Origin of the sequence: Pseudooceanicola nitratireducens (assembly GCF_900109195.1) — a bacterium.
Lineage (GTDB): Bacteria > Pseudomonadota > Alphaproteobacteria > Rhodobacterales > Rhodobacteraceae > Pseudooceanicola > Pseudooceanicola nitratireducens.
In genome coordinates this window covers 972,839-994,954 of the sequence record NZ_FNZG01000002.1, presented here as the reverse complement: position 1 = coordinate 994,954, position 22,116 = coordinate 972,839, and the positions used below count along the sequence as shown (strand labels likewise).

20 protein-coding genes and 1 tRNA gene are annotated in these 22,116 nt (G+C 60.5%); 15 read left to right on the top strand and 6 right to left on the bottom strand.

Features of this window, described 5'->3' with window-relative positions:
• Positions 1-32: 32 nt before the first annotated feature.
• On the bottom strand, positions 33-674 hold the full coding sequence (locus BMX99_RS19875) for a response regulator (RefSeq protein ID WP_244525633.1): 642 nt from the start codon (positions 672-674) through the stop codon (positions 33-35).
• Between BMX99_RS19875 and BMX99_RS10665 the strand changes: the two genes are divergently transcribed.
• Positions 555-3,080, top strand: coding sequence for a CheR family methyltransferase (locus tag BMX99_RS10665; RefSeq protein ID WP_244525632.1), 2,526 nt, complete (start codon positions 555-557; stop codon positions 3,078-3,080). The two genes, BMX99_RS19875 and BMX99_RS10665, sit on opposite strands and share 120 nt — an antisense overlap.
• Here BMX99_RS10665 and BMX99_RS10660 read toward each other — a convergent pair.
• Positions 3,073-5,382 (bottom strand): DNA topoisomerase IV subunit A, encoded by a 2,310-nt coding sequence (locus tag BMX99_RS10660; RefSeq protein WP_093451091.1) that lies wholly within the window; start codon positions 5,380-5,382, stop codon positions 3,073-3,075. The two genes, BMX99_RS10665 and BMX99_RS10660, sit on opposite strands and share 8 nt — an antisense overlap.
• A 148-nt stretch (positions 5,383-5,530) precedes the next feature.
• Between BMX99_RS10660 and BMX99_RS10655 the strand changes: the two genes are divergently transcribed.
• The 4 genes from BMX99_RS10655 (at position 5,531) to BMX99_RS10640 (ending at position 7,809) form a co-directional block, all read left to right on the top strand.
• Positions 5,531-6,121, top strand: a complete 591-nt coding sequence (locus BMX99_RS10655; protein WP_093451088.1) for an SH3 domain-containing protein — start codon at positions 5,531-5,533, stop codon at positions 6,119-6,121.
• 15 nt (positions 6,122-6,136) lie between these two features.
• Positions 6,137-6,967 carry an SDR family NAD(P)-dependent oxidoreductase gene (locus BMX99_RS10650; RefSeq protein WP_093451086.1) on the top strand — a complete coding sequence of 277 codons (831 nt, stop codon included), beginning with the start codon at positions 6,137-6,139 and terminating at the stop codon, positions 6,965-6,967.
• Between the two features lie 70 nt (positions 6,968-7,037).
• Entirely contained in the window at positions 7,038-7,235 is a 198-nt protein-coding gene (locus BMX99_RS10645; protein ID WP_093451081.1) for a twin transmembrane helix small protein, read from the top strand.
• A 1-nt stretch (position 7,236) separates the two neighbouring features.
• Positions 7,237-7,809, top strand: coding sequence for a cob(I)yrinic acid a,c-diamide adenosyltransferase (locus tag BMX99_RS10640; RefSeq protein WP_093451075.1), 573 nt, complete (start codon positions 7,237-7,239; stop codon positions 7,807-7,809).
• Between the two features lie 4 nt (positions 7,810-7,813).
• Here BMX99_RS10640 and BMX99_RS10635 read toward each other — a convergent pair whose 3' ends face one another.
• Both BMX99_RS10635 and BMX99_RS19870 read right to left on the bottom strand, forming a co-directional pair.
• A complete protein-coding gene (locus BMX99_RS10635) occupies positions 7,814-8,599 on the bottom strand; it encodes a GGDEF domain-containing protein (RefSeq protein WP_170848708.1) in 786 nt (261 codons plus the stop codon).
• Positions 8,600-8,723: 124 nt separating this feature from the next.
• A complete protein-coding gene (locus BMX99_RS19870; RefSeq protein WP_254771999.1) occupies positions 8,724-9,026 on the bottom strand; it encodes a methanogen output domain 1-containing protein in 303 nt (100 codons plus the stop codon).
• Here BMX99_RS19870 and BMX99_RS19480 point away from each other — a divergent pair.
• Positions 8,931-9,152 (top strand): hypothetical protein, encoded by a 222-nt coding sequence (locus BMX99_RS19480; RefSeq protein WP_139199491.1) that lies wholly within the window; start codon positions 8,931-8,933, stop codon positions 9,150-9,152. The two genes, BMX99_RS19870 and BMX99_RS19480, sit on opposite strands and share 96 nt — an antisense overlap.
• A 221-nt stretch (positions 9,153-9,373) precedes the next feature.
• Here BMX99_RS19480 and BMX99_RS10625 read toward each other — a convergent pair whose 3' ends face one another.
• Entirely contained in the window at positions 9,374-10,360 is a 987-nt protein-coding gene (locus tag BMX99_RS10625) for a 2-hydroxyacid dehydrogenase (RefSeq protein WP_093451061.1), read from the bottom strand.
• A 122-nt stretch (positions 10,361-10,482) separates the two neighbouring features.
• On the opposite strand from BMX99_RS10625, the gene BMX99_RS10620 reads away from it, so the two are divergent.
• From BMX99_RS10620 to BMX99_RS10585, 8 genes are all read left to right on the top strand, one after another.
• The gene (locus BMX99_RS10620) at positions 10,483-11,016 is read left to right on the top strand and encodes an SH3 domain-containing protein (protein WP_093451059.1); all 534 of its coding nucleotides are present in this window, start codon (positions 10,483-10,485) and stop codon (positions 11,014-11,016) included.
• 231 nt (positions 11,017-11,247) lie between these two features.
• Entirely contained in the window at positions 11,248-12,606 is a 1,359-nt protein-coding gene (locus BMX99_RS10615; protein ID WP_093451056.1) for a mechanosensitive ion channel domain-containing protein, read from the top strand.
• A gap of 152 nt (positions 12,607-12,758) precedes the next feature.
• A tRNA-Gln gene (locus BMX99_RS10610) sits at positions 12,759-12,833 on the top strand.
• Between the two features lie 395 nt (positions 12,834-13,228).
• Positions 13,229-15,151, top strand: coding sequence for a site-specific integrase (locus BMX99_RS10605; protein ID WP_093451054.1), 1,923 nt, complete (start codon positions 13,229-13,231; stop codon positions 15,149-15,151).
• Positions 15,152-15,529: 378 nt separating this feature from the next.
• Positions 15,530-16,552 (top strand): AraC family transcriptional regulator, encoded by a 1,023-nt coding sequence (locus BMX99_RS10600; protein WP_093451052.1) that lies wholly within the window; start codon positions 15,530-15,532, stop codon positions 16,550-16,552.
• A 96-nt stretch (positions 16,553-16,648) separates the two neighbouring features.
• A complete protein-coding gene (locus BMX99_RS10595; RefSeq protein ID WP_093451050.1) occupies positions 16,649-17,848 on the top strand; it encodes a methyl acetate hydrolase AcmB in 1,200 nt (399 codons plus the stop codon).
• Positions 17,849-18,393: 545 nt separating this feature from the next.
• Complete coding sequence (locus tag BMX99_RS10590) at positions 18,394-19,206, top strand: hypothetical protein (RefSeq protein WP_093451048.1); 813 nt, start codon at positions 18,394-18,396, stop codon at positions 19,204-19,206.
• Positions 19,206-19,967, top strand: coding sequence for an abortive infection family protein (locus BMX99_RS10585; RefSeq protein WP_212632864.1), 762 nt, complete (start codon positions 19,206-19,208; stop codon positions 19,965-19,967). The genes BMX99_RS10590 and BMX99_RS10585 overlap by 1 nt, the downstream gene beginning before the upstream one ends.
• Positions 19,968-20,201: 234 nt before the next feature.
• On the opposite strand, the gene BMX99_RS10580 is transcribed toward BMX99_RS10585, so the two are convergent.
• On the bottom strand, positions 20,202-21,056 hold the full coding sequence (locus tag BMX99_RS10580; protein ID WP_093451044.1) for a DUF3800 domain-containing protein: 855 nt from the start codon (positions 21,054-21,056) through the stop codon (positions 20,202-20,204).
• A gap of 292 nt (positions 21,057-21,348) precedes the next feature.
• On the opposite strand from BMX99_RS10580, the gene BMX99_RS10575 reads away from it, so the two are divergent.
• Positions 21,349-22,026: an NYN domain-containing protein gene (locus BMX99_RS10575; RefSeq protein ID WP_093451357.1), complete on the top strand. Its 678-nt coding sequence runs from the start codon at positions 21,349-21,351 to the stop codon at positions 22,024-22,026.
• Positions 22,027-22,116: the final 90 nt, after the last annotated feature.

Below are 22,116 nucleotides of genomic sequence, written 5' to 3'. Positions count from 1 at the left end.
CGGTTCGGCTTATCATATCTAGACAACCTTTCTCACTTCGGCATCAACAAGGATGACAGCATTGCCTTAATTTCATCCAAAGATGCCGATTTTTTTATGCGCGCCGTAGCAAGGCGAAACCCCTCGGTAAAGACTGGCGTGTTATACAGCTCGGAGTGGCCGGTCATGATGACGATCAAAACATCAGGATATTCCAATCTAATCTTATGAACTAGGGAAATGGCCCCGCCTCCGGGCATCACCACATCGAGAAAGACAATATCATAGTGGCCGTCCCGCAAAGCATCCATGACCTGTGCCCCCGAATTCACAGAGAACACCTTGTGGCCGATCGATTCCATCCCGATACGAAATGCAGCAAGATAATCTTCATCATCATCTGCAATAAAAATTCGTGCCACGCCCATCTCCTTCCTATACTGGCTTGAACCAGTCTGATACCTTGCCTTCTTGGAGACAAGAAATTTCAAATGAACGATAAACCAGAAACATTCAGCAATAAAAACCCTGAGCGCGCCATTCCCCTGATCGCTCTTGGGGCCTCTGCCGGCGGCCTGAAACCGCTCGAAGCCTTTTTCAGCAAGGCCCCCGCCGCGGCTGGCTGGTCCTATGTGGTGATCCAACATCTTTCGCCCGACTATCGGTCGATCATGAAAAGCATCCTGGAACGCCAGGTTCACCTGTCCGTCCGCCATGCCGAAGATGGGCTGAAGATAGAACCGAACACCGTCTATCTGAACAATCCCAGCGAATTCATCCGGCTCGAAGACGATGTCTTCCGGGCCCGGGCCTATGACGAGGCTGACGGGCTGCCGCATCTTCCGATCGACTATTTCTTCAATTCGCTTGTCTCACGCGCCGCGGACAGGACGGTCGCTGTTGTGCTCTCGGGCTCTGGGTTCGACGGCACCAGAGGTGCCGGTGCCATTCACGCCAGCGGCGGCACGATCTTTGCCCAGTCTCTGGACGATGCCGAATTCACATCCATGCCAAAGTCCATCGTCAAGAGCGGGTTCGCCGACAGAATCCTCACCCCTTCGGAAATGCCTGAAATCATTGGTGAAATATTTCAGAATGGCAAGGTTCCTCAAACCAAGGACAATGCCGCCGCGTCACGCATGTCCCAAGAGATCCAGGACCTGTTGAAGCAACAAACCAACGTCGATTTCTCGTCCTACAAGCAAGACCTCGTGCTACGGCGGATCGAACGACGGCAGCAGTTGCATGGGTTCCGGCAGTTGCAGGAATACGGGCAGTTGCTACGCGCCAACCCTGCGGCAATCGACGAACTTTATCAGGACATTCTGATCGGGGTGACGCAATTCTATCGCAACCCCGAAGCGATCGCCGCGCTCCGCAAGGAGGCCATCGACAAAATCGTCAAGGAAAAGGACGAAGCTGATCCGATCCGAGTCTGGGTCCCGGCCTGCGCCAGTGGCGAAGAAGCCTACACGATCGCGATTGAGTTGAACGAATCCGTCAAGGAACACAACCCGAATTGCAAGTTCCGGGTTATCGCCACCGACGTTCATCATCGGTCCATCGACCGTGCCGCAACTGGTGTCTACCGGGAAGAGGCGCTGGAGGCGATGCCGGCCCATCTTCGCAACCTCTATTTCGACAAGCACCGCGATCAGTACATCATTGATCCGGTTCTTCGGCAGAAATTAATCTTCTCCGTCCATGATGCGCTGACCGATCCGCCGTTCATGCACCTGGACCTCGTTTCATGCCGGAATTTTCTGATCTACCTAAAGACCGAACCGCGCAGCCGCATCCTGTCGATGTTCCTGTTCGGGCTTCGGAAGAACGGCTACCTTTTGCTTGGACCATCCGAAACGATCGGATCGATGGCCGACGATTTCAATTGCGTTAACCAACGCTGGCGGCTGTATCAAAAAGCCTCGGACCAGCCCAATCTGCGCCGCTATCACTTCACCGAACGTCCCAGGGGCCCTGCCCGCCATGATGAACTGATGTCGCGGACACCACGCGTGCGCCACAGCATGGATGATCGGAACATCGAATCGATCGAGCTTCGCAATCGCGATATGCTGATCAAAAGCTACAATGCCCTGCTCAAGCGCTATGCCCCCTCTTCTATCTTAATCACCATCGAGGGGCGGGTCCTGTCCTGGTTCGGCGCGGCATCGGCCTTCATCGACACGATGAACAACCTGGCCGACTGGACGGTCGAGGATATCGTGCATCCGTCTTTGCACTTTGCCATCAACGTCGGGATCGAGAAGATGCGACGCAGCCCGTCGGAACCCTATTCCCGACGGGTCAAGATCGATTTCGAGCTGGAGCAATATCAGTACTGCAACATCACGATCGAGCCGCTGGAACGGACAAGCCCGCCCCGCTTCCTTCTTGTATCGTTGAAACTTGCAGAAGGAGACCCGACCACAGCTGAGAACCAGCCAATCGACCTTGGCGCAACTTCAGAGGATGCCGCCCTCCTGACCGCCCGCGTGGCCGAGCTGGAGCGGGATCTGCGGCTGACCGAAGAGACCCTGCAGCAGGTGACCGAACGGCTTGAGGCCAGCGGAGAGGAGCTTCAGGCCTCCAACGAAGAGCTTCAGGCCTCGAACGAAGAATTGCAGGCCTCCAACGAGGAACTGCAAAGCTCGAACGAGGAACTGCACGCCGTCAACGAAGAACTGGTCACCGTCAGCGCTGAACATGAGCTGAAGATCGAAGAACTGCAGGACCTGAATGAGAACACCGAACTGGTGCTGGGCCTGCTTCAGGTCGGTCTGATCATCCTGTCGCCCGAAGGCCGGATCCGGCGGTTCAGTCAGCTGGTCGGACGCGCCTTCCAGATGCAGCAGCATGACATCAACCGCACTCTCGAGGTCGTCGGCCCCCGGTTCGATTTCGTCGACCTGAAGGTGCTGACGGATGAGACGCTGAAGTCTTTGAAATCGCAGAAAAGCTGCGGGACCTATGCCGGGCAGGACCTGACGGTCGAGGCATTTCCAATCCCCAGCCGCACCGCTGGTGGAGAGAACATGGGCGCGGTCGTGATCTTCCACGGCCTCGCCCCGCAGGGCGAAACCGAAGACCTTGTCAGTTGAACTTGTTGTCCCGCGGGAAGCCCCGCGGGGCCATCCGGCCAGAGCCCGCGCGCTTGCCGATCCATTCCTCCAGATCGGTCTCCACGCGGCGACGCCCAGCCGGGTCATGCCAGCTCAGACCGTCGGACAGGGTAAAGGTCGTGACGTCAGACAGGCCGCCGTCCTTGTATTTTTGCAACCGAACGCCCTTGCCCCGCGCCATTTCCGGCAGCTCATCCAGCGGGAAAACCAACACTTTGCGGTTCTGTCCGACCACGGCGACCGCATCACCGGACACGCGCTTGCAGGCCAGCGCGACCACCTCACCGCGCACGTTCAGCACCTGTTTGCCGGTACGCGTCTGGGCCAGGATCTCGTCCTCGGCCACTAGGAAACCGTCACCGGCGGTCGAGGCCACGATCAGCTTGCCGCCCGGACGATGGATCAGGATGTCGACGATATCGGCCTCGTTCGGCAGGTCGATCATCAGGCGCAGGGGTTCCCCCATGCCGCGACCGCCAGGCAGGTTCGCCGCCGACACCGTGTAGATCCGCCCGTTCGTGCCGAAGACCAGAAGCCGGTCGGTCGTTTCCGCGTGGAAGGCAAACCGACCCTCGTCCCCGTCCTTGAATTTCAGCTGCTGCGTCAGGTCGATATGGCCCTTCATGGCCCGCACCCACCCCATTTTGGAGCAGACGACAGTGATCGGCTCGCGCTCGATCATGGCCTCCAATGGCACTTCTTCAACCTCGCCGGCCTCTTCGATCAGGGTCCGACGCGCGCCGCCTTCAGATTTCGCACCAAAGGTCTTCTTGACCTCCTTGATCTGATCACCGACCGAGGCCCACTGCAGGTCTTCGCTGTCCAGCAGATCCTCAAGGCCCGCGCGTTCCTCCATCAGGGCGTCGCGTTCCCGGATCAGCTCCAGCTCTTCCAGGCGGCGCAACGACCGCAGGCGCATGTTCAGGATGGCTTCGGCCTGAACTTCGCTCAGCTCACCCGAGGTATCCAGCCCGATCGGGCTGACATAGCTCGCCTCATCCGCGGCCCGCCCCCGTTTGACGGACCAATCTTCGGCCATCAGCGCGGCTTTCGGGTCCTCGTCATAGCGGATGATGTCGATCACGCGATCCAGGTTGAGGAAGGCGATGATGAAGCCTTCCAACACCTCGAGCCGGTGGTCGATCTTCTCCATCCGGTGCGTCGACCGGCGCAGAAGCACGTCGCGACGGTGGTCGAGGAAGGCGCGCAGCACCTCTTTCAGCGAACAGACCTTGGGCGTCACGCCGTCGATCAGCACGTTCATGTTCAGGCTGAACCGGATCTCAAGGTCAGAACTGCGGAACAACATGTTCATCAGCACGTCCGGATCGACGGATTTCGACCGCGGTTCCAGCACCATGCGGATGTCGTCGGCGCTTTCGTCGCGGATATCGGCGAGGATCGGCACCTTCTTGGTCTGGATCAGATCCGCAATCCGTTCGATCAGCTTGGATTTCTGAACCTGATAGGGGATCTCGGTAATGACGATCTGCCACTGACCGCGGGCGAGTTCTTCTTTCTCCCACTTGGCGCGCAGCCGGAAGGACCCGCGCCCGGTGCGATAGGCCTCGGCCACGTTTTCGCGCGGCTCGACCATGATGCCGCCGGTCGGAAAATCCGGCCCCGGAACATAGTTCAGCAGTGTTTCATCACGCGCGTCGGGGGTCTTGATCAGATGCAGCGCTGCATTGCACAGCTCGTCAATGTTGTGCGGCGGGATGTTCGTGGCCATCCCCACGGCAATCCCCGACGACCCGTTCGCCAGAAGGTTCGGAATCGCCGCCGGAAGCACGACCGGTTCGCTAAGCGTGCCATCGTAATTGTCGCGGAAATCAACGGCGTTCTCGGCCAGGCCTTCCATCATCGCCTCGGCGATGGCGGTCAGGCGGGCCTCTGTGTATCGGCTCGCCGCAGGGTTGTCCCCGTCGATATTGCCAAAGTTGCCCTGGCCGTCGACCAGCGGGTAGCGCACGTTGAAGTCCTGCGCCAACCGGGCCATCGCATCATAGATCGCCTGGTCGCCATGGGGGTGGAAGTTCCCCATCACGTCGCCCGAAATCTTCGAGGATTTCCGGAACCGTCCCCCTGCCGTCAGCCGCAATTCGCGCATCGCGTACAGGATCCGGCGGTGCACGGGCTTCAGCCCGTCGCGCGCATCCGGCAGCGCACGATGCATGATCGTGGACAGCGCATAGGTCAGATATCTGTCACCGATCGCCCGGGACAGAGGTTCGGATGTTTGCGCACCACCCATGTTGGGGTCATCTACCAGATCGCTCATAGATCGTGTGTAGCCCGAGCCACCGATACGGTAAAGATATCAACGAAAAATTAAGGAAATCCTTACCTTCGCGAAAACTCGAATCGCCCTATAAGGAACCAAATCCGGTCACAAGTCGTTGATGTCCCAAGCTGCTAGGGGTCACACCATGTCAAAGTTCATTTTCCTTACCTTCGCATTTCTCGGCTGGGCGCTCTATGAAATGAGCGGCGGCAGCGACTTTCAGCCGATGTCCCAGCAGCGCGCCGAAGCCGCGGCAGAGCCGCAGGTGATTCAGGTGTCGACCAAGTCCAGCGACGAAGCCACCGCACAGGTCGCCGCCGCGATCGCCGAAGACACGCAGAAGGAGATGCCGCTGGTCACCCGCGCGTCTTTCTCGAACCCCAATTTCGACCTCCGCGCACCCGCGGAAGAAGAAATCGCCGCTGTCGATCCGGCCGTGTTGGAATCCTTTGGCCGCGTCCTGAACAAGCCCGTCATCGAAGATCCGCAGGTCATCAAGGCCGCGGTCGCAACTCCGGCCCCGGTAGAAGCCCTTCCCGATATCCGCGAAGTGACCGGCAACCGCGTGAACATGCGCAACGGCCCGGGCACCAAGTTCCCCGTGCTCGCCAGCCTGAAACGCGGCGCAGAGGTCGAGGTTCTGTCCGATCCCGGCAACGGCTGGCTCAAGCTCCGGGTCAGCGACTCGGGCCGCATCGGCTGGATGGCAGATTTCCTTGTGACCGACGGACAGTGATCCTAGGGTGCGGCCATGTCCGCGCCCTCAATCCTGATCACCGGCTGCTCCTCTGGCATTGGTTACCACGCCGCCCATGGCCTTCGCGCCGCCGGGTGGCGTGTTTTTGCGACCTGCCGAAAAGATAGCGATGTCAGTCGCTTGGCGGCCGAGGGCTTTGAGACCACGCGACTGGATTACACCGACCCGCAGTCAATCGAAGCGGCCCTGGATTTCGTGATCACATCCACCGGCGGCACGCTGGATGCGCTTTACAACAACGGGGCCATCGCCCTTCCAGGCGCAGGCGAGGACATCCCCCGCGACGGGCTGTCCCTTGTGCTCGACACCAATGTCATAGGCCCCCACGACCTGACCCGGCGCGTCATTCCGATCATGCGTCGGCAGGGGCATGGCCGGATCATCAATTGTTCGTCGGTTCTGGGGCTGGTCACTGCGCCCTGGCGCTCGGCCTATGTGGCGTCGAAATTCGCCATCGAAGGCCTGACCGACACGCTGCGGATCGAGATGCGCGACACGCCGATCAAGGTGATCCTGCTGGAGCCCGGCCCGATCACCAGCGACATCCGCAAGAACAGCCAGGCGCTGTTTGAAAGGTTCGTCGACTGGGAAAATTCGGCCCGGGCCGCGCAATACCAGGGCACATTGATCAAGCGGCTTTATGACGCCCCCGGCCGCGACCGGTTCGAGCTTTCGCCCGAAGCCACGACCGCCGCGCTGCTTCGCGCGCTGACCGACCCACGGCCCCGCGCCCGTTATCGTGTGACGGTGCCGACCAAGGCGATGAACATCGCGCGACGGCTGCTGCCGACCCGCGCGCTGGACTGGATCCTGTCGCGCGCCTGACCTGCGCGGAAATGGCGGGTTCGCTTTTTCCAAAGACCCGGCTACATCTGCTGAAAGACCGGAGGCCAAAATGTTCCAAGACCCTCTTTTCATCTTTGTTGCGCTGGCCGTTGTCGCCGTCGCGGCAATCCTTCTGTACGGCATCGGCGGCTTTGCCGTCGGATCGAACGGGAAAAAGGCAAACAAGGTCATGCAGTTGCGCATCGTGGCGCAATTTCTGGCCGTGGTGCTGATCCTGCTGTTCGTCTGGCTTCGAGGGGGCAACTGACATGGTGGTGCTGTCCAAGATCTATACGCGCACCGGCGATGCGGGCGAAACGGCGCTTGGCGACGGGTCCCGGGTCCCCAAACCCTCTCTCCGGGTCGAGGCCTATGGCACGGTGGACGAGACGAATTCCGTCCTCGGCCTGGCCCGTCTGCATTCGGAAGGCGAGATGGACGCAGCCCTGGCCCGCATCCAGAACGACCTTTTTGATCTGGGCGCGGACCTTTGCCGTCCGAACATGGAGGCAGACGCCGACGCCGAATACCCGCCCCTGCGCATGATCGCGACGCAGGTCGACCGGCTCGAGTCCGAAATCGACGCGATGAACAAGGACCTCGCCCCGCTGCGCAGCTTTGTTCTTCCCGGGGGCAGCGCCCTTGCCGCGCATCTGCACCAGTGCCGCACCGTCTGCCGCCGGGCTGAACGGCTGTCCGTGGCGCTTCTGTCCGAAGAAGGCTGCAACCCGGTCGCGGTGAAATACCTCAACCGCCTTTCCGACTGGTTCTTCGTGGCCAGCCGCGTGGCCAATGGAAACGGCGACGGCGACGTTCTTTGGGTACCGGGCGCAAGCCGCTGATATCTCAGGCCTCTTTGCGCAGGGCCTGGTGCGCGCGTTTGTTCACGTACATCCGTGCATCTGCCTTGCGCATCAGGGTTTCCAGGTCGCCCGCATCTTCCGGATAGCACGCATGCCCCATGGAGGCGCTGACCTGCAGGATATGCGCCGGCTGGCCGACGCCTTGATCCACGGGAAACCGCCGCGCCATGGACGCCGACAGGCGTGACATGACGGCCCGGCGGTCTGCCTCTCCGCAGTCGACAAGAAGCACGGCAAATTCGTCGCCGCCGACCCGGCCCAGCACGTCCGAGGACCGGGTTGCCATGGTCAGCGTCTGCGCCACGTCGCGCAAAAGCTGATCCCCGGCGGCATGGCCAAGGCTATCGTTGATTTGCTTGAACCCGTTCAGGTCAGCATAGACCAGCACCGACACGCCGGCTGTCTGCAGGGCGGCTGCCGCCCGATCGCGAAAACCGACCGAGTTCAAAAGCCCTGTCATCCGGTCCGTCATGGACATCTGGCGCCAATGCTGCGCCTCTTCCCGTTGTTTGCGTTCTTCGGCCCGGAGGCGATCCAGTTCTTCCGCCGTTTTAAGCAACCCGCGATGAGAGGCGACAACCTGCGCCACCGCCTGTTTGCGCCGATCCTCCTGCGCCAGGATACAGGGCTGACCATCCAGTTCGAAACGGCGGCATTGCATCGCGTGTTTGACGCCGCCCAGACAAAGGGTGCCCATCCGAACCTGGCTGGTCCCCAGAACATCGCCCAAGAACCCCATCCCGGGATCGACCGATTGGCCTGGGGTCATCGTACCCGCGGTGTCACGAAAGGCAGCATTTCCCCCGAGGACAACACCATCCTGCCCGATCAGGCAGGCTGGCCCCGGCAGCGCCTCAAGCACCGACAGGGCCCCCGCAAGGGTTGCATGATGTTCAGCCGTAGAAGTCCTGGCCATCATCGATATCGTCCACCGGCTTTGACAACCGAACCTTCACCAGGCAGCGCGCATCGCCGCGCGCCAGGGATTCCGCAACGTGAACCCGGGCAAATCCGGTGGCATTGGCCGCGACACGTCCGAATACATTCGTGGTCATCTGGCACAGTGACGTCCGGCCAACCACCTCTTTGCCAAAGGGGCAATGTCCGTTGGAAAAGATGATGCAGTCGCCATCAATTTTTTCGACCCGAAAGCTGCCGCCAATCTGCGCCTTGAAGGCGACAAGGTGATCGGCCACCTGCCGCGCATCGCAGTCGCGGCCGCGCAGTTCTGCCAGATCGCTGTTGCCGATGCGTCGGCCGACCACGCCGATAAAACTTTCCGCATCTTCGACGCCAACCACATCTTCGATCGTTTCGGATAGCGCCCCGATCATCCGATTGAAGAAGTCCGCCCGCGCGGGCGGATCACTGACCGGAGCCCCCGGCCCAATCTTTCGTTGATCCGTCATCACCCTTTCCCATGTCCAGACGCCTAATCAGGGGCGGCGCAGGGCCGTCCCTGACACAGGGTCTCAGCAAAAGGGAAAGCAAAGATTAACGGATGCGCGCAAATCCAAGATAATTGCGCGCGATCCGAAGCAGCTTACAGCAGACCGGCAAAGACCTGATCCGGCGGCCGGTGACCATCGGCAAAGGTCTTGATGTTGATGATCACCTTCTCGCCCATCTCGGCGCGGCCTTCGCGCGTGGCCGACCCCATGTGCGGCAGCAGCACGACGTTCCGCAGCGCCCGCAGATCGGCGCTGATGCCGTCGCTGTAATCCACCACGTCCAGCCCCGCACCGGCGATTTCCTCGGCCTGGAGCATCCGCGTCAGGGCGTGTTCGTCGATCACTTCTCCGCGCGAAGTGTTCACGATCACCGCCTCGGGCTTCATCAGCTTCAGCCGCCGTGCGTTCATCAGGTGGAAGGTCGAGGGCGTGTGCGGGCAGTTGATCGACAGCACGTCGACCCGCGCCACCATCTGGTCCAGGCTTTCCCAGTAGGTCGCGCCCAGCTCGGTCTCGGTTTCGGGGCGCAGGCGTTTGCGGTTGTGGTAATGCACCTGCATGCCGAAGGCATTGGCGCGGCGGGCCACGGCCTGACCGATCCGCCCCATGCCAAGGATCCCCAGCCGGCGTCCAGCAATCCGCCCCCCCAGAAGGGCGCCCGGGCTCCAGCCCTGCCAGCCTTCGCCCTGCATCAGGGCCAGGCCTTCGGGAATGCGCCGCGTCACCGACAGGATCAGCGCCATGGTCATGTCGGCGGTATCATCGGTCACCACGTCGGGCGTGTTGGACACAAGGATGCCGCGTTCGCGACAGGTGGCCACGTCGATATGGTCGACGCCGGCACCGAAATTGGCGATCAGGCGCAGGTTCGGCCCGGCCTGCGCGATCAGCGCGCGGTCGATCCGGTCCCGCAGGTTGGGCACGATCACATCCGCAGTCCGCATCGCCTCGGCCAGTTCGGTCCGGTCCATCGGGCGATCCTCCGGGCCCAAGGTGACGTCGAACAGCTCCTGCATCCGTGCCTCGACCCGTTCCGGCAAGCGTCGCGTTACAACAACACTCAGACGTTTCGTTGGCATGAAGGCTCTCCCCTGGCTTTCAAAGGTCGTTCGTTACGGGCAAAGTGGCGTAAACGAACCGGCGGCACAAGAACCGCCAGCACATAGCAAGCAGTTTTGAGCGGGCAGTAACAGGTATGACCATGCGGCACTGGCAATTTGGCGCGATTGCGCTGTCTTTTCTTCTGGCAACCCTTCCCCTTCACACCACCGCAGCGACCGATCCCGCCCCGGTGGAAGAGGTCGCCCGCACCGGTCCCGTCACCCATCTGCCGCTGCCGCGCTATGTCTCGATGAAGGCGTCCAAGGGCAATGTCCGCCGTGGGCCAAGCGTCACGCATCGCATCGACTGGGTCTTCATGCGCCGCAACATGCCGCTGCAGATCACGGCCGAACATGGCCACTGGCGCCGGGTCGTCGACCAGGAGGGCGTGGGCGGCTGGATCCACCATTCCCTGCTGTCGGGCGTGCGCACGGTTCTGATTCAGGCCGACATGCTGGACCTGCACATGCGCCCGAACGAAAACGCCCCCGTGTCCGCGCAGCTGGAAATGGGCGTGGTCGCGCGTCTGGACCAATGCCTGCCCGACTGGTGCCGCGTTGCGGTATCGGGCTACAAGGGCTGGGCCCCGAAGACCGCGCTTTGGGGCGTGGATCCGTCGGAAACCCGCGACTGACCTCCCCCTGCATCGACACCTGAAGGCCCCCGCATATCCGGGGGGCGCAGGCCGCGGGCCATTCTGCCCGCCAGTGCGTCACGCCTGAATGCCCTGCACCATCGTATCATTTATTCCGCCCTGCCCGCCGACCATTCTCCTGCGCGCAGCGAATCCTTTGCCCGGAGGCCCGGGCGCACTAGCATTCCAACGATCCGATTGATCCCATCCTTTTGTACCGAAGTATTTGCCATGATCCGTTTTCTCATCCTCACCCTCTGCCTGCTGTTGTCCCTGGCCCTGAACGCCGTGGCGCAGGACAGCGACCAGCCGACCGGCACCATTTCCGTCACCGACAGTGCGGCGCAGGACGCCGCTATTGCCACCCGCATCCGCGACATATTGGGAGAGCTTGAGGGCTATGAGGATGTTACCGTCACCGTGTCCTCGGGCATCGTCACACTGCGCGGCACCACGCTGGACGCAGCATCAGCCGGTGATCTGAACGACCTGACCGCCCGCGTCGAAGGCGTTGTCGCCATCCGCAACCAGGTCTCGGAAACCACAGATGTCTCGCGCCGCCTGGACCCCGCGATCGAACGGTTCGAGAAACGGCTGTCAGACCTGATCGCCTGGGCCCCCTTGCTGCTGATCGCGCTGGCGGCCTTCCTGATCGTGGTCTGCCTGGGCCTGGTGATCGCCCGGATGAAACAACCCTGGGACCGCCTGGCCCCCAATGCCTTCATCGCCGACATCTACCGTCAGCTGATCCGCCTGGCCTTTGTGATCGCCGGCATCGTCGTGGGGCTGGATATCCTGAACGCCACGGCCCTTCTGTCGACGATCCTGGGCGCGGCGGGGATCATCGGCCTGGCCATCGGTTTCGCCGTGCGCGACACGGTCGAGAATTTCATCGCCTCGGTCATGCTGTCGGTGCGGCAGCCCTTCCGCCCCAATGACGCGGTCGAGATCAACGGGGACGAGGGCAAGGTGATCCGCCTGACCTCGCGCGCGACGATCCTTCTGTCCTATGACGGCAATCACATCCGCATCCCCAATGCGACGGTCTTCAAAAGCCGCATCGTGAACTATTCGATGAACGACGAACGGCGGTTTGTCTTCGATCTGGGGATTGCGCCCGATGCCGACATGGTGCTGGCCACCCAGGTGGCGCGTGACACCCTGGCCGCCCTGCCCTTCACCCTGCAAAGCCCCGCCCCCAATGCCTGGATCGACAGCGTCGGAGACAGCACCGTGGCACTGCGCATCGCCGGCTGGATCGACCAGCGCGTCACCTCTCTTCAGGCCGCGCGGGGCGAGGCGATCCGCCTGTGCATGGCCGCCCTGAGTGAGGCAGCGATCGCCATGCCCGAGCCGACCTATCGCATCCTAGACGCCAATCCCCCGGCCGCGCAGGACGACGCGCCCCCAGCCCCTGCGAAACCCGCCCCCGCAAAGCCCGCCGTGACGCCTGCGGCCGCCCCGCCTGCCCCCGACCAGGTCATGGACGTTCAGGCCACCCAGGACCAGGAGCTGGAGGCCATCGTCGACGAGGAACGCCGCGAGAAGCGCGACGACGACCTGCTGACCCGCGATGCCCCCACGGAATGACATGACCGCCCGGGCTGCCCCCCGCAGGCTGCCATTCCGTACCCCGCGCCCCCGGCCCGAAGCCCTGCGAAATTTTTCCCGCTGATTGGTCGGTTTTTGCAGGAAAAGGGCTTGAACCCTTCAAACGACCAGAGTAATCAGCGCGTCACTGTTGGGGTGTAGCCAAGCGGTAAGGCAGCGGTTTTTGGTACCGTGTACCGTAGGTTCGAATCCTACCACCCCAGCCATGTTTTCCCACCAGAACAAAAAAGCCCAAGAATATAGGGTCGCAAGGATGCGGTCCGGAAATGCTGTGTCACAGAAATCTGAGACTGTGCCACAAGCTGTATCACAGGATGGGCCACATCCTGCGGAACCGCGCTCCATCGACAGGCCTGCGTCAGGCGCCTGCAACGCGGCAAAGATGCTATCGAAGACCCGCCGTCCCCGGCGTTCGCCAGGGCCCTATCTTCTTCTCAGAGGGTCGACCTACTACTTCAGAAAAAGATTACGTAGCGTCAAAAATCAGAAAAAATGCACGGGAAAATTTCTGTGCCTCTCCCTTCGGACGAATTTTCGGACCGAGGCGATGTGCCGGGCGGCGCATCTCCTCTCAGTCCTACAACGCGAAGAGAGAAAAATAATGACAAACACCTCCGCAACCGCCATCACCGCAGAGCAGATCAAGGTTATCCTATCCGACATCCTGCGCGCTGAACTCAACCGCATCATCGACGCGCAGAACGCAGGCGAGCCCATCGACGACGATGAGCTCGATCTCCAGATCCAGAGCCTGACGGCCCAAGGTGACGATATGCGTCACCACGCCCGTAAGAACGACTTTCGACTTGTGGACCAGATCGCGCGGGATGCCGCTGCCCGCCTTGGCATCACTCTGCCCGAAGATCTCCCGTCGAGCCTGGGACGCCGGGTGACTGATTTGGCCCGTGACATTCTCGATCTCGAAGTGAAGGCCCTCGACGGATACGACGCGGTCACGGAAGCAGCAGACTCCGTCGCGCGTTTCTCGGCACTGCCAGTCGACGATTTCGTCCGAACGAAGCCGGTGACCCTGAGTGCAGCCTGGGCCAAGACGCTCGAACTTTATCCTACCCGCGACATGAAGGGGAACATCGATGCGATCGCAAAGGTCGCGCTCGCGTTCTTTGGAGATGTTCCAGTCGCGACGATCACGACGGATCGACAGACGGTATTCTTCAAATGGATGTCTCGACTGCCGAAGAGCCACGGGAAAGGGCACGGTAAGAACCGGTTCTGTCCAGATGCTCCCAAGGACCCAAGCAAATCGCTGGTCACCAAGGATGACGAGATTGAGGCAGCCGATGAGGCGGACTACATCGCGACTGAAGCGCTTCGGGACAGGGACGATTTGTCCGATTTGGAGAAACGGGCCCTCTTGTCGGAACAGCTCGTGCCCCGGCTGACAAACAGCACGCTGAAGCGCAACCGAGACGGCCTGAACCGCTTGATGAAAGGCGCCCGAGCACTCGGCTGCACGGAAATGCCAGAGGTGATTTCTTATCGCGATGTCGAACGGATCGTGAAGGCGCTGGGCGAGGAGAAACAAGATCCGCTCTACCTGCGGGTTGTCCAGTCGAAGCTCCGCATGCCCTGGACCGAAGAGCGACTGAGCCAGTTGCTGACCTCTCCGATCTACGCCGGTTGCTTTTCTGAGAGCCGTCGTTGGCGCCCGGGAAACGTGATCATCCGCGACGCATTCTATTGGGTGCCACTCATCGTAATGATGATCGGCAGCCGGATTAAGGAAATACTCCTCTTGGAGCGGCGCAACATCATCTGGCGCAACGGGGAATACTGCTTCGCTATCGCTAAGGGTGCAGCTCAACTGGGAAAAACGGACGACGCATACCGTGTTGTCCCCATTCCCCAGATCCTTCTCGATCTCGGCTTTATCGAATGGTGGAAGGGCCTCGATGATGCTCATGGTCCCCTCCTCTTCCCGGAAGCCGCCAATCGTTCGGCGGTGGGAAAAGTGACTGAGCCGTTCAGCAAGGCATACTACATCATCCTGAACCGCCTTGATCTTGGTGACGCCGACGAAGACTTCTATGCGCTTCGCAAGACATTCCATTCCCTCTTGCGAGCCGCTGACGTTGCCGACGGACAGCGCCAGGCAATCGCCGGCCACCGGACAGGGTCGATCATGAACATTCACTACACAGCGCATCGGACGAAGGAGCTGAAGGAGGCCGTAGACAAAGCCGAATTCGCACTCGAGATCGGATTTTCAGAGGAGCACGGCTTTCCCATCATCTTGTCGTGCGGCCTGAGCAAGGGTTCGCCCTTGTCCGTTGACGTCACGCTCGCCGATGACGGGACTGCCTCAGAGATTGTGGTCAGTGAAGACGGAAAGGCGCCGCGCAAGTTCGCGACGATTAACGCTGCCACAGGGCAGAAGATCGAACCTATCGAGCTGTGCACGCTGGCGTCTTCGTTCAAAGAACTTACAGACGAGCGGACGATGCGTCTTCCGAAGCATCCGCTCAAGCGCCAGGCTGTTGAGCACTTCCGCGCTCTCGGCTAAAAAGAAAGGCAGAAAAACACGTATTACGGCAGGTTCTGAAGAGCCTGCCGTCCTTTTTCCGGGCCGATGCTGCTTGCCTTGCCCCATGGACAACTGTTTGACCGTAGCCACAGCTGATCCTTAGAAAACGGTGCGAACTGGCAACTGAACTGGTCGGTATAGGGCGGGAAGCGGTCATTCGCTGCGACTTGAACCAATGTCGGCATTGTTGAGCCTCACACGCCGGGGGGACAACGCGCTCGGTTAGAGCCTTCGCCAGATCGCGACCGCGTCGGAGCGTCGCCACCAACACGTTCATTTCTTGACGACGAATGCCGGATGTCTACCTCGCCAATATCGTGTTACATTGACGCTGGAACCACGAGGAGGAGCGCGGTTTTGCTGGAACATGCACTTGTTCTGGATTCTTTGGGGTCGCCGATCCGGCACCAGCAGAAGACGCATTCAGCTGATTGGGACGAAGTGGAGGACTTCTGCCGGTCGGTCTATATGCGGTATCGGGTGCGGCCTTTGGATCGCTTGTCCCGCCCGGACGCGACCATGATTTCGGCGAAGGCGGGCTGTGTGACCATGACCCGGTTTGCCTACGGCACCGGTATTCACCTTGACCGTTTCGATCCTGACGCCGGAAACATCCTTGTTCTTAACACCCTGCGCGGGGCATTGGATCATCAAGCCGATGGTGGCTCTGTTGCAACCGGTGCCGGGGAAAGTTTTGTCGTAGACTGCTCCAGAGCTGAATATTGGCTGGAAGGTGATCCCAACCATATGCAGCTCAACCTCACGATCCCGCATCAGGCGATGGTGGATACGGCCGAGCGGTGGTTCGGTTTCGTTCCGGATGACCGGCTATGGACGAGCCGCGTCAAGATCGGTGGTCCCAACTCAGCCTGGCCCGCTCTGCTCGATTATGCCACCCGTGCATTGACGCGCGAGGGTGAAGTCTCATCGAACGCGGTGCTGGCGCGACATGTCGAAGAGATGCTCTGCGTCGAACTGCTGCGCCAGTGGGCATCGGCTAATGGGTTGAGCCTTGAAACCGGGGCCCGCTGTGCCGCTCCCGCTTATGTTCGAGCGGCCGAAGAGATCATGGAAGCCGAAGCGCGCGAGGCACCTTCAATTGGCGATGTGGCCAAGCGTGTCGGCGTTTCTGCACGGACTCTTTCCGGCGGATTTCAGAAGTTTCGAGGTATTTCGCCTCGGGCATTCCTCGTGGCGCGGCGGCTTGAGGGCTTTCGCCGGGATCTTGAAACGTTGCCAGCCAATGTGACCGTCACCGTGATCGCCGCAGACTGGGGCTTTTCGAACTTCGGCGCTCTGGCCGGCCGGTATCGAGACAGGTTCGGAGAAACGCCTTCGCAGACGCGTGGCCGATCCGCGCGACGCATCCGCCCACACTGACTTTGTTACCGAAACCGGACAGGCCATGCCGGTCGCGGACAGCGCGCCCGGCATGTGTCCCGCATTCTTCCCCTCACGTCTTCAAAGGAGGAACCAATGAAGGACATCAACACAAACGATCTGAAAACCCGGTGTGACGCCGTTCTGAACGGGCTGGTCAGCGGTCCGTCGCGTGTGCCCGGGGTTGTCGCAATGGCGACGGACCGCAATGGCGATATCTACTCCGGCGCTGCCGGAGAGCGGAGGCTGGACGGCGACGCGATGACGGAGGATACGGTCTTCGCCATCTTCTCGACCACCAAGGCCATCGCGGGCACGACCGCTCTGCAATGTGTCGAGGAGGGTCTGCTCGATCTTGATACCCCCGCAAAGAACTACGCCCCGGCGATTGGCGAGCTTCAGGTGATTGACGGCTTTGGTGCCGATGGCACCCCCCGCCTGCGCGCCCCGAAAAGCGATGTGACGACGCGCCAACTGATGCTGCACACCGCCGGGTTCGGCTACGACTTCTTCAACGAGACCTACAGACGCCTGGCCGAAGAGCAGGGCCAGCCCTCTGTCGTCACCGGAAGCCGGGCCTGTATCGAGACGCCGCTGCTGTTCGATCCGGGCACGAAATGGGAATACGGCACGAACATCGACTGGGTCGGACAGGTCGTCGAAGGCATCCGCGGCAAACGTCTGGGTGAGGTCATGAAGGAGCGTATCTTCGACCAGCTCGGCATGCAGGACATCGCCTTTACCCGGACCACCGACATGAAGGATCGGACCGCCACGATCCATGCGCGGGGCGAGGATGGCGGGCTGACCCCGATGGACGACTTCGCACTGCCCGATGATCCCGAGGTCCACATGGGTGGCCACGGGCTCTACGCATCTGTTCCGGAATACATGAAGTTCATCCGCATGTGGTTGAACGACGGAGACGGGCCGAACGGACGGGTCCTGAAGCCCGAAACCGTCGAATGGGCCGTGAAGGGCGCGCTTGTCCCGCCGCAGAAGGTCACCATGCTGCCCGGCGTAATTCCCTCGCTTTCAAATGATGCAGAGTTCTTCCCGGGCATGCCCAAGGACTGGTCCTACACCTTCATGGTCAACACCGAAGACGCCCCGACCGGTCGCCCGGCCGGCGCCATCGGCTGGGCCGGGCTGGCGAACAGCTACTATTGGATAGATCGGAAGAACGGGATCGGCGGCTACTGGGCAACGCAGATCCTGCCGTTCGCAGATGGGGTCTCCTTTCCGGGCTATATGGATTTCGAGAGCGCGGTCTACGCGGCCCTCTCGGGGCAATAGCGGCATCTTCCTGCTAAGCTGAAGGACCGGGCGCCTGAGCGCCCCGTCCGACTTGCCGGTTCTCGCGCCTTAGATTGGTCATGAGATAAAGAAGCCCTTGGACGGGTTTGGACCGAACGTCCGCTAAGGGCCGGGAACACACTTGGCCGGGGAGAGCGGGAAGCGGTCCTTCTCTACACGCGCAGCATGTCAGCTCGCCATTCCAATAGCGGACTTTCGTGGCGTTCTGAGCGGCTCTACTGCCAAGTCCATTAGGTCGGGGCAACGCAGGGATTCTCTGTGTGCGGGACGCGACAAGGGTGCGGTCAGCCATTCCCTGCGAATTCGGGTCAATTCAAAGCCCATCAGCGGTCGCAAGTGATATCGGAGACACGGGCCTCGGCCTCTCCCGTCAACTGTCCCCTCCACGGAGGGGGCTTTTCACGCAGCGGCGCAGCACAGCATCTTGTGGGTGACGCCGGGTCTTTCAACAAGAGAACAAATCGGGTATATCAACCCCGGAAGGATAGGAGTGAAGTCAATCGATGAGATAAGGGTGCGACACTATGAGCGAGGCGCTGCCTCCCGACGAAGAATTCGTCATCACCGACCCGGACCAACAGCCGGGCGTCGTTTTTGAAGTCGAACCGGGTATTCGCCCGGCCATGTTGGAGGGCTACCTCTCCGAAAAGATGGTCCGGTGCTCATTCTGCAAGCAACGGCAACGTCACCGGAAGGGGTGTTTCGCCCTCCTCCCCGAGGTCAGCAAGGCTCTCTGCGACCATTGCTGCGCGGTGGAGTTCACGGACAAGGTCACCGTCGCGAAGATAGAGAAGGATCTCGACCGGCGCGTTGCCCAGGCAGAACAGCGCAAGATCTCCGGAGCTGTCTTCGAAGGAGTGCCACAACTGATAGAGATCCTTGACCGTGACCTCATCCCGATCGAGCAATCCCTGCAACAGGTCATGGAAGAACTCGAGAGGATCTTCCCGGCCCTTCGGCGAAGGAAGCCTCCGAAGTTGGCAGTGGCTTGCGGCGGCCTGGCAACGATCTTGAAGGCGGCTGACGAGAAGCTGATCGAGCGCAGGATCGAGGAAATTCTCCGGAAGCGAGGACTCGTCAATGACGCGATCCGAGAGGGATTCGCGCTTCTCCAGGAAAGCGTAAAGGCGATTAGCCCGGACCGCATTCGGAGCCGGTTTCGCGGCCTGGCCGAGGGCGCGGGCTACGAAGAAATGAAGATGTCGGGCAACGTCATGGTCGCCGGTAAGTGGGACACGCATCTCGGCGAATACGACTTCTGGGAGACGACCTACGAGGGTTCGGTTATCATCATGCCGGATACCACCGAGATCCGGGGGCTGATGGAAGGGGTATGATGTATCACAATATCGAGGCAGAATTGCCGGACACCCTGGCGGAACGTGTTTCCATGCTCGAAGGTATCATGATCAGCGCGGCCACTGGCGGTAGCCACGAAGACCCGTTCTACCGGATCCTCCGGACAGAATTTATGAATGACCCGGATATCCGGGACCGGCTGCCACACTTCGTTCGGAAGTATCGGACCCTCTCGGCATTCTGGCCTTACATCAAAGAGGAAAGTGGCAACTATGCCGGTCGGCGGCAGCTGATCACTGAGGCCTTCACGCCATTGATCGACTACCTTGAAGCGCCCTATCGGACACCAGGAGATGCGACAGTCACAGACGCGATGACGGCCTTCTCTGCCGATGGTGTAAGTGAAGCCTGGGCACGCGCACTGAACAGGCGGTCTACGGATCCAGAAGGTGCCATCACTGCGGCACGCACGCTTCTGGAGACCGTCTGCAAGCACGTCCTGGATGAGGTCGGCACCCCCTACACCGACAAGGAAGATCTCCCCAAGCTCTACGGCATGGTCGCACAGGAGCTGAACCTCGCGCCGAGCCAGCACGCGGAGGAGCCGATCAAGGCGATCCTGGGCGGCGCTATGAAACTGGTGAATGGTCTCGGCACGCTGCGGAACCGCCTCTCGGACAGCCATGGCCGGGGAGGCAAAGCTCCCGTGAAGCCGGCCGCGCGCCATGCAGCCTTGGCCGTGAACTCGGCCGGCGCCCTGGCTGCCTTTATCGTCGAGACCCACACCGAGAGGACGTAATGGCGCTCGTCCCGTCAATCTATCCCTACGCGGGCCTGCGCCATAAACGGGCATGACCCCGGACAATACACCATTGATGACGCGATACGGCTGCCAGGTCAGGCTCGAGTGGCCGAGCTTGGTCGTGATCGCGCTCGACAGGGGCGGAGCGATCGAGATTGGCCAGTTCACTTCTACAAAGACGGAGACATGGCACGAGGTTCAGGCAAGGGTCATGCAAGCGCTTGTCCGCGATCACAACCCGTAGTGATCCCTCCACGCCCGGCGCGGCAGCACCGCGGCGGCTTGGATCACCGGATTTATCCGCCTCGCGTGCAATCCAGCCTGATCAATCAAGTTGGTCCGTATGAGGCGCGGGTGAATGCGATCATAGCACTGAGCGAAGAACTGCCTTGCTGCTTCAGGCCATGCGTCCCTATGCCCCTGATCGACCTCGAGAAACTTCTTGATGCAGAACACGACGAGATCCGACATCTGGATCATCGGATGCTTTCTCGAGTCGATCGAATAACTAAACTCGACGACGTGTTTTACCCTCTGGGTCGGCACAACTTCGAAGCGACGGAACCTGGCAATGGAAGCGACATCGGCCTCGAATTGCTCCTTCTCGTCAATGATTATGATGCCGCGGGCGGACCGACCCAACCGAGATTTTACGTGCCCATTGACGACCGTTGTCATGTAGTCGAATGCCAGTAGATAAGGGACACGGCAATTGAAGGTGTCATGCTCTGTTCCATTGGCCGCGCGGCTCAACGCGTCCTTCGATAGGGCGACGTAATGCACATGGTGCGAACGTTGACCAATGAGTTCGAGCAAATCCAGCGCGAGTTGATTGCGCCTCTCCCGATCATGACCGTCAAAGAAGCCTTCGCCGTTCGGACTGAGAAGTTCACTCGAGTGCAGTTCGAAACCGGCTGGAACCCGATCAGGAGCAAAATACTGAGTGATCACCCGCTCGAACTCGCCGGTCGTTCGAACCCAACCTTCGTCCCTCACGGAGATACCGCCCAGAACGAAGATCGGTTGCTGGCCTGGTGCAATGTCAGCTCCCGTGCAGCCTGCTTCATCCAGATAAAAGAAATGCATACCGATATTCGCTTCTTCTAATTGCCAAGTCCAAGCATGGCAGATTATGCCCCGAAAAAGAATTTGATCCTCGATTTCTTTAGCTGAGATGTGGTGGTATCGGCATCAGCGAACGGCAGGAATGATGCGCCGCAGTGCGGCATTCAATGGTAGGAGTGAATGTCGGCTTCGGGCCGGTCGCGACGCCCCCATGTTCCGGAGGCGATCCCCACGCCACGCACTTCGAAAGACGCCAAATTTTCGGCGCATTTTTCTTTCAATAAGCCTGGATATCTATGGCTTGGAGTTTTCGATGGCGCAGCCAGTGTCAGTGCTTGTCGACGGTGACAACATTAGCGGCAAGCACGCAGAAAAAATTCTTTCTATAGCCGCTCAGCACGGCGAGCCAATTCTGGTTCGCGTCTATGCCGATGCACAACGTCCCTCTGACTGGCATGGTGCGATTGGCTACCGAATGCTGCATTGTGGAACGGGTAAGAACGCCGCTGACATTCTTCTGGCACTGGATGCGCTGGAATTGCTTCTGTCCAAAAATATGCGCTGTTTCGTAATCGCAAGTTCAGACGGTGATTTTATCCATCTTGTAACCAGATTGCGGGAGCATGGAGCTAAGGTCATCGGGATTGGTGAAGTAAAGGCGCCTAACGCCTTTCGCGCAGGTTGTAGCGATTTTGTAGAAATCGGCACGCCGCAGCCCGTGCGTCTTGTGCCGGAGCCGCCAGCGACTGTAACGGCGCTCGACCGCAAGATCCGGGCCATGATTGCGATGCACAGCAACAAGGGCATGGGCATGCACATCGCTGAACTCGCCCCAAAGATGCACACTCAACATGGGATTCGGATCAGCACATATCCCGAGCGGAGCTGGCGCGCCTATTTGGCTGCGCGGCCATCGCTCTACGAACTGAGCCCTCGGGGCCCTGAAGCTATGGTTCGCTTCCGTCCCGAAGGCTTCACTCAAGCTGCGTAGGCGGCCAGAAGACATCCCGCGCGAGCCCGTCCTTGGTCATGTTACAGCTGAAAGCATGAATGGCGGCAATGCGGCTTGCGGCTGCCGCAT

Coding starts and splice junctions, on each gene's coding strand:
- BMX99_RS19480 (WP_139199491.1), top strand. CDS start 8,931: ATGTCCGTTGGAAAAGATGATGCAGTCGCCATCAATTTTTTCGACCCG.
- BMX99_RS10605 (WP_093451054.1), top strand. CDS start 13,229: ATGACAAACACCTCCGCAACCGCCATCACCGCAGAGCAGATCAAGGTT.
- BMX99_RS10640 (WP_093451075.1), top strand. CDS start 7,237: ATGGTGGTGCTGTCCAAGATCTATACGCGCACCGGCGATGCGGGCGAA.
- BMX99_RS10595 (WP_093451050.1), top strand. CDS start 16,649: ATGAAGGACATCAACACAAACGATCTGAAAACCCGGTGTGACGCCGTT.
- BMX99_RS10580 (WP_093451044.1), bottom strand. CDS start 21,056: ATGCATTTCTTTTATCTGGATGAAGCAGGCTGCACGGGAGCTGACATT.
- BMX99_RS10620 (WP_093451059.1), top strand. CDS start 10,483: ATGCGGCACTGGCAATTTGGCGCGATTGCGCTGTCTTTTCTTCTGGCA.
- BMX99_RS10645 (WP_093451081.1), top strand. CDS start 7,038: ATGTTCCAAGACCCTCTTTTCATCTTTGTTGCGCTGGCCGTTGTCGCC.
- BMX99_RS10650 (WP_093451086.1), top strand. CDS start 6,137: ATGTCCGCGCCCTCAATCCTGATCACCGGCTGCTCCTCTGGCATTGGT.
- BMX99_RS10625 (WP_093451061.1), bottom strand. CDS start 10,360: ATGCCAACGAAACGTCTGAGTGTTGTTGTAACGCGACGCTTGCCGGAA.
- BMX99_RS10660 (WP_093451091.1), bottom strand. CDS start 5,382: ATGAGCGATCTGGTAGATGACCCCAACATGGGTGGTGCGCAAACATCC.
- BMX99_RS10590 (WP_093451048.1), top strand. CDS start 18,394: ATGAGCGAGGCGCTGCCTCCCGACGAAGAATTCGTCATCACCGACCCG.
- BMX99_RS10635 (WP_170848708.1), bottom strand. CDS start 8,599: ATGACCCCAGGCCAATCGGTCGATCCCGGGATGGGGTTCTTGGGCGAT.
- BMX99_RS10615 (WP_093451056.1), top strand. CDS start 11,248: ATGATCCGTTTTCTCATCCTCACCCTCTGCCTGCTGTTGTCCCTGGCC.
- BMX99_RS10655 (WP_093451088.1), top strand. CDS start 5,531: ATGTCAAAGTTCATTTTCCTTACCTTCGCATTTCTCGGCTGGGCGCTC.
- BMX99_RS10585 (WP_212632864.1), top strand. CDS start 19,206: ATGTATCACAATATCGAGGCAGAATTGCCGGACACCCTGGCGGAACGT.
- BMX99_RS10575 (WP_093451357.1), top strand. CDS start 21,349: ATGGCGCAGCCAGTGTCAGTGCTTGTCGACGGTGACAACATTAGCGGC.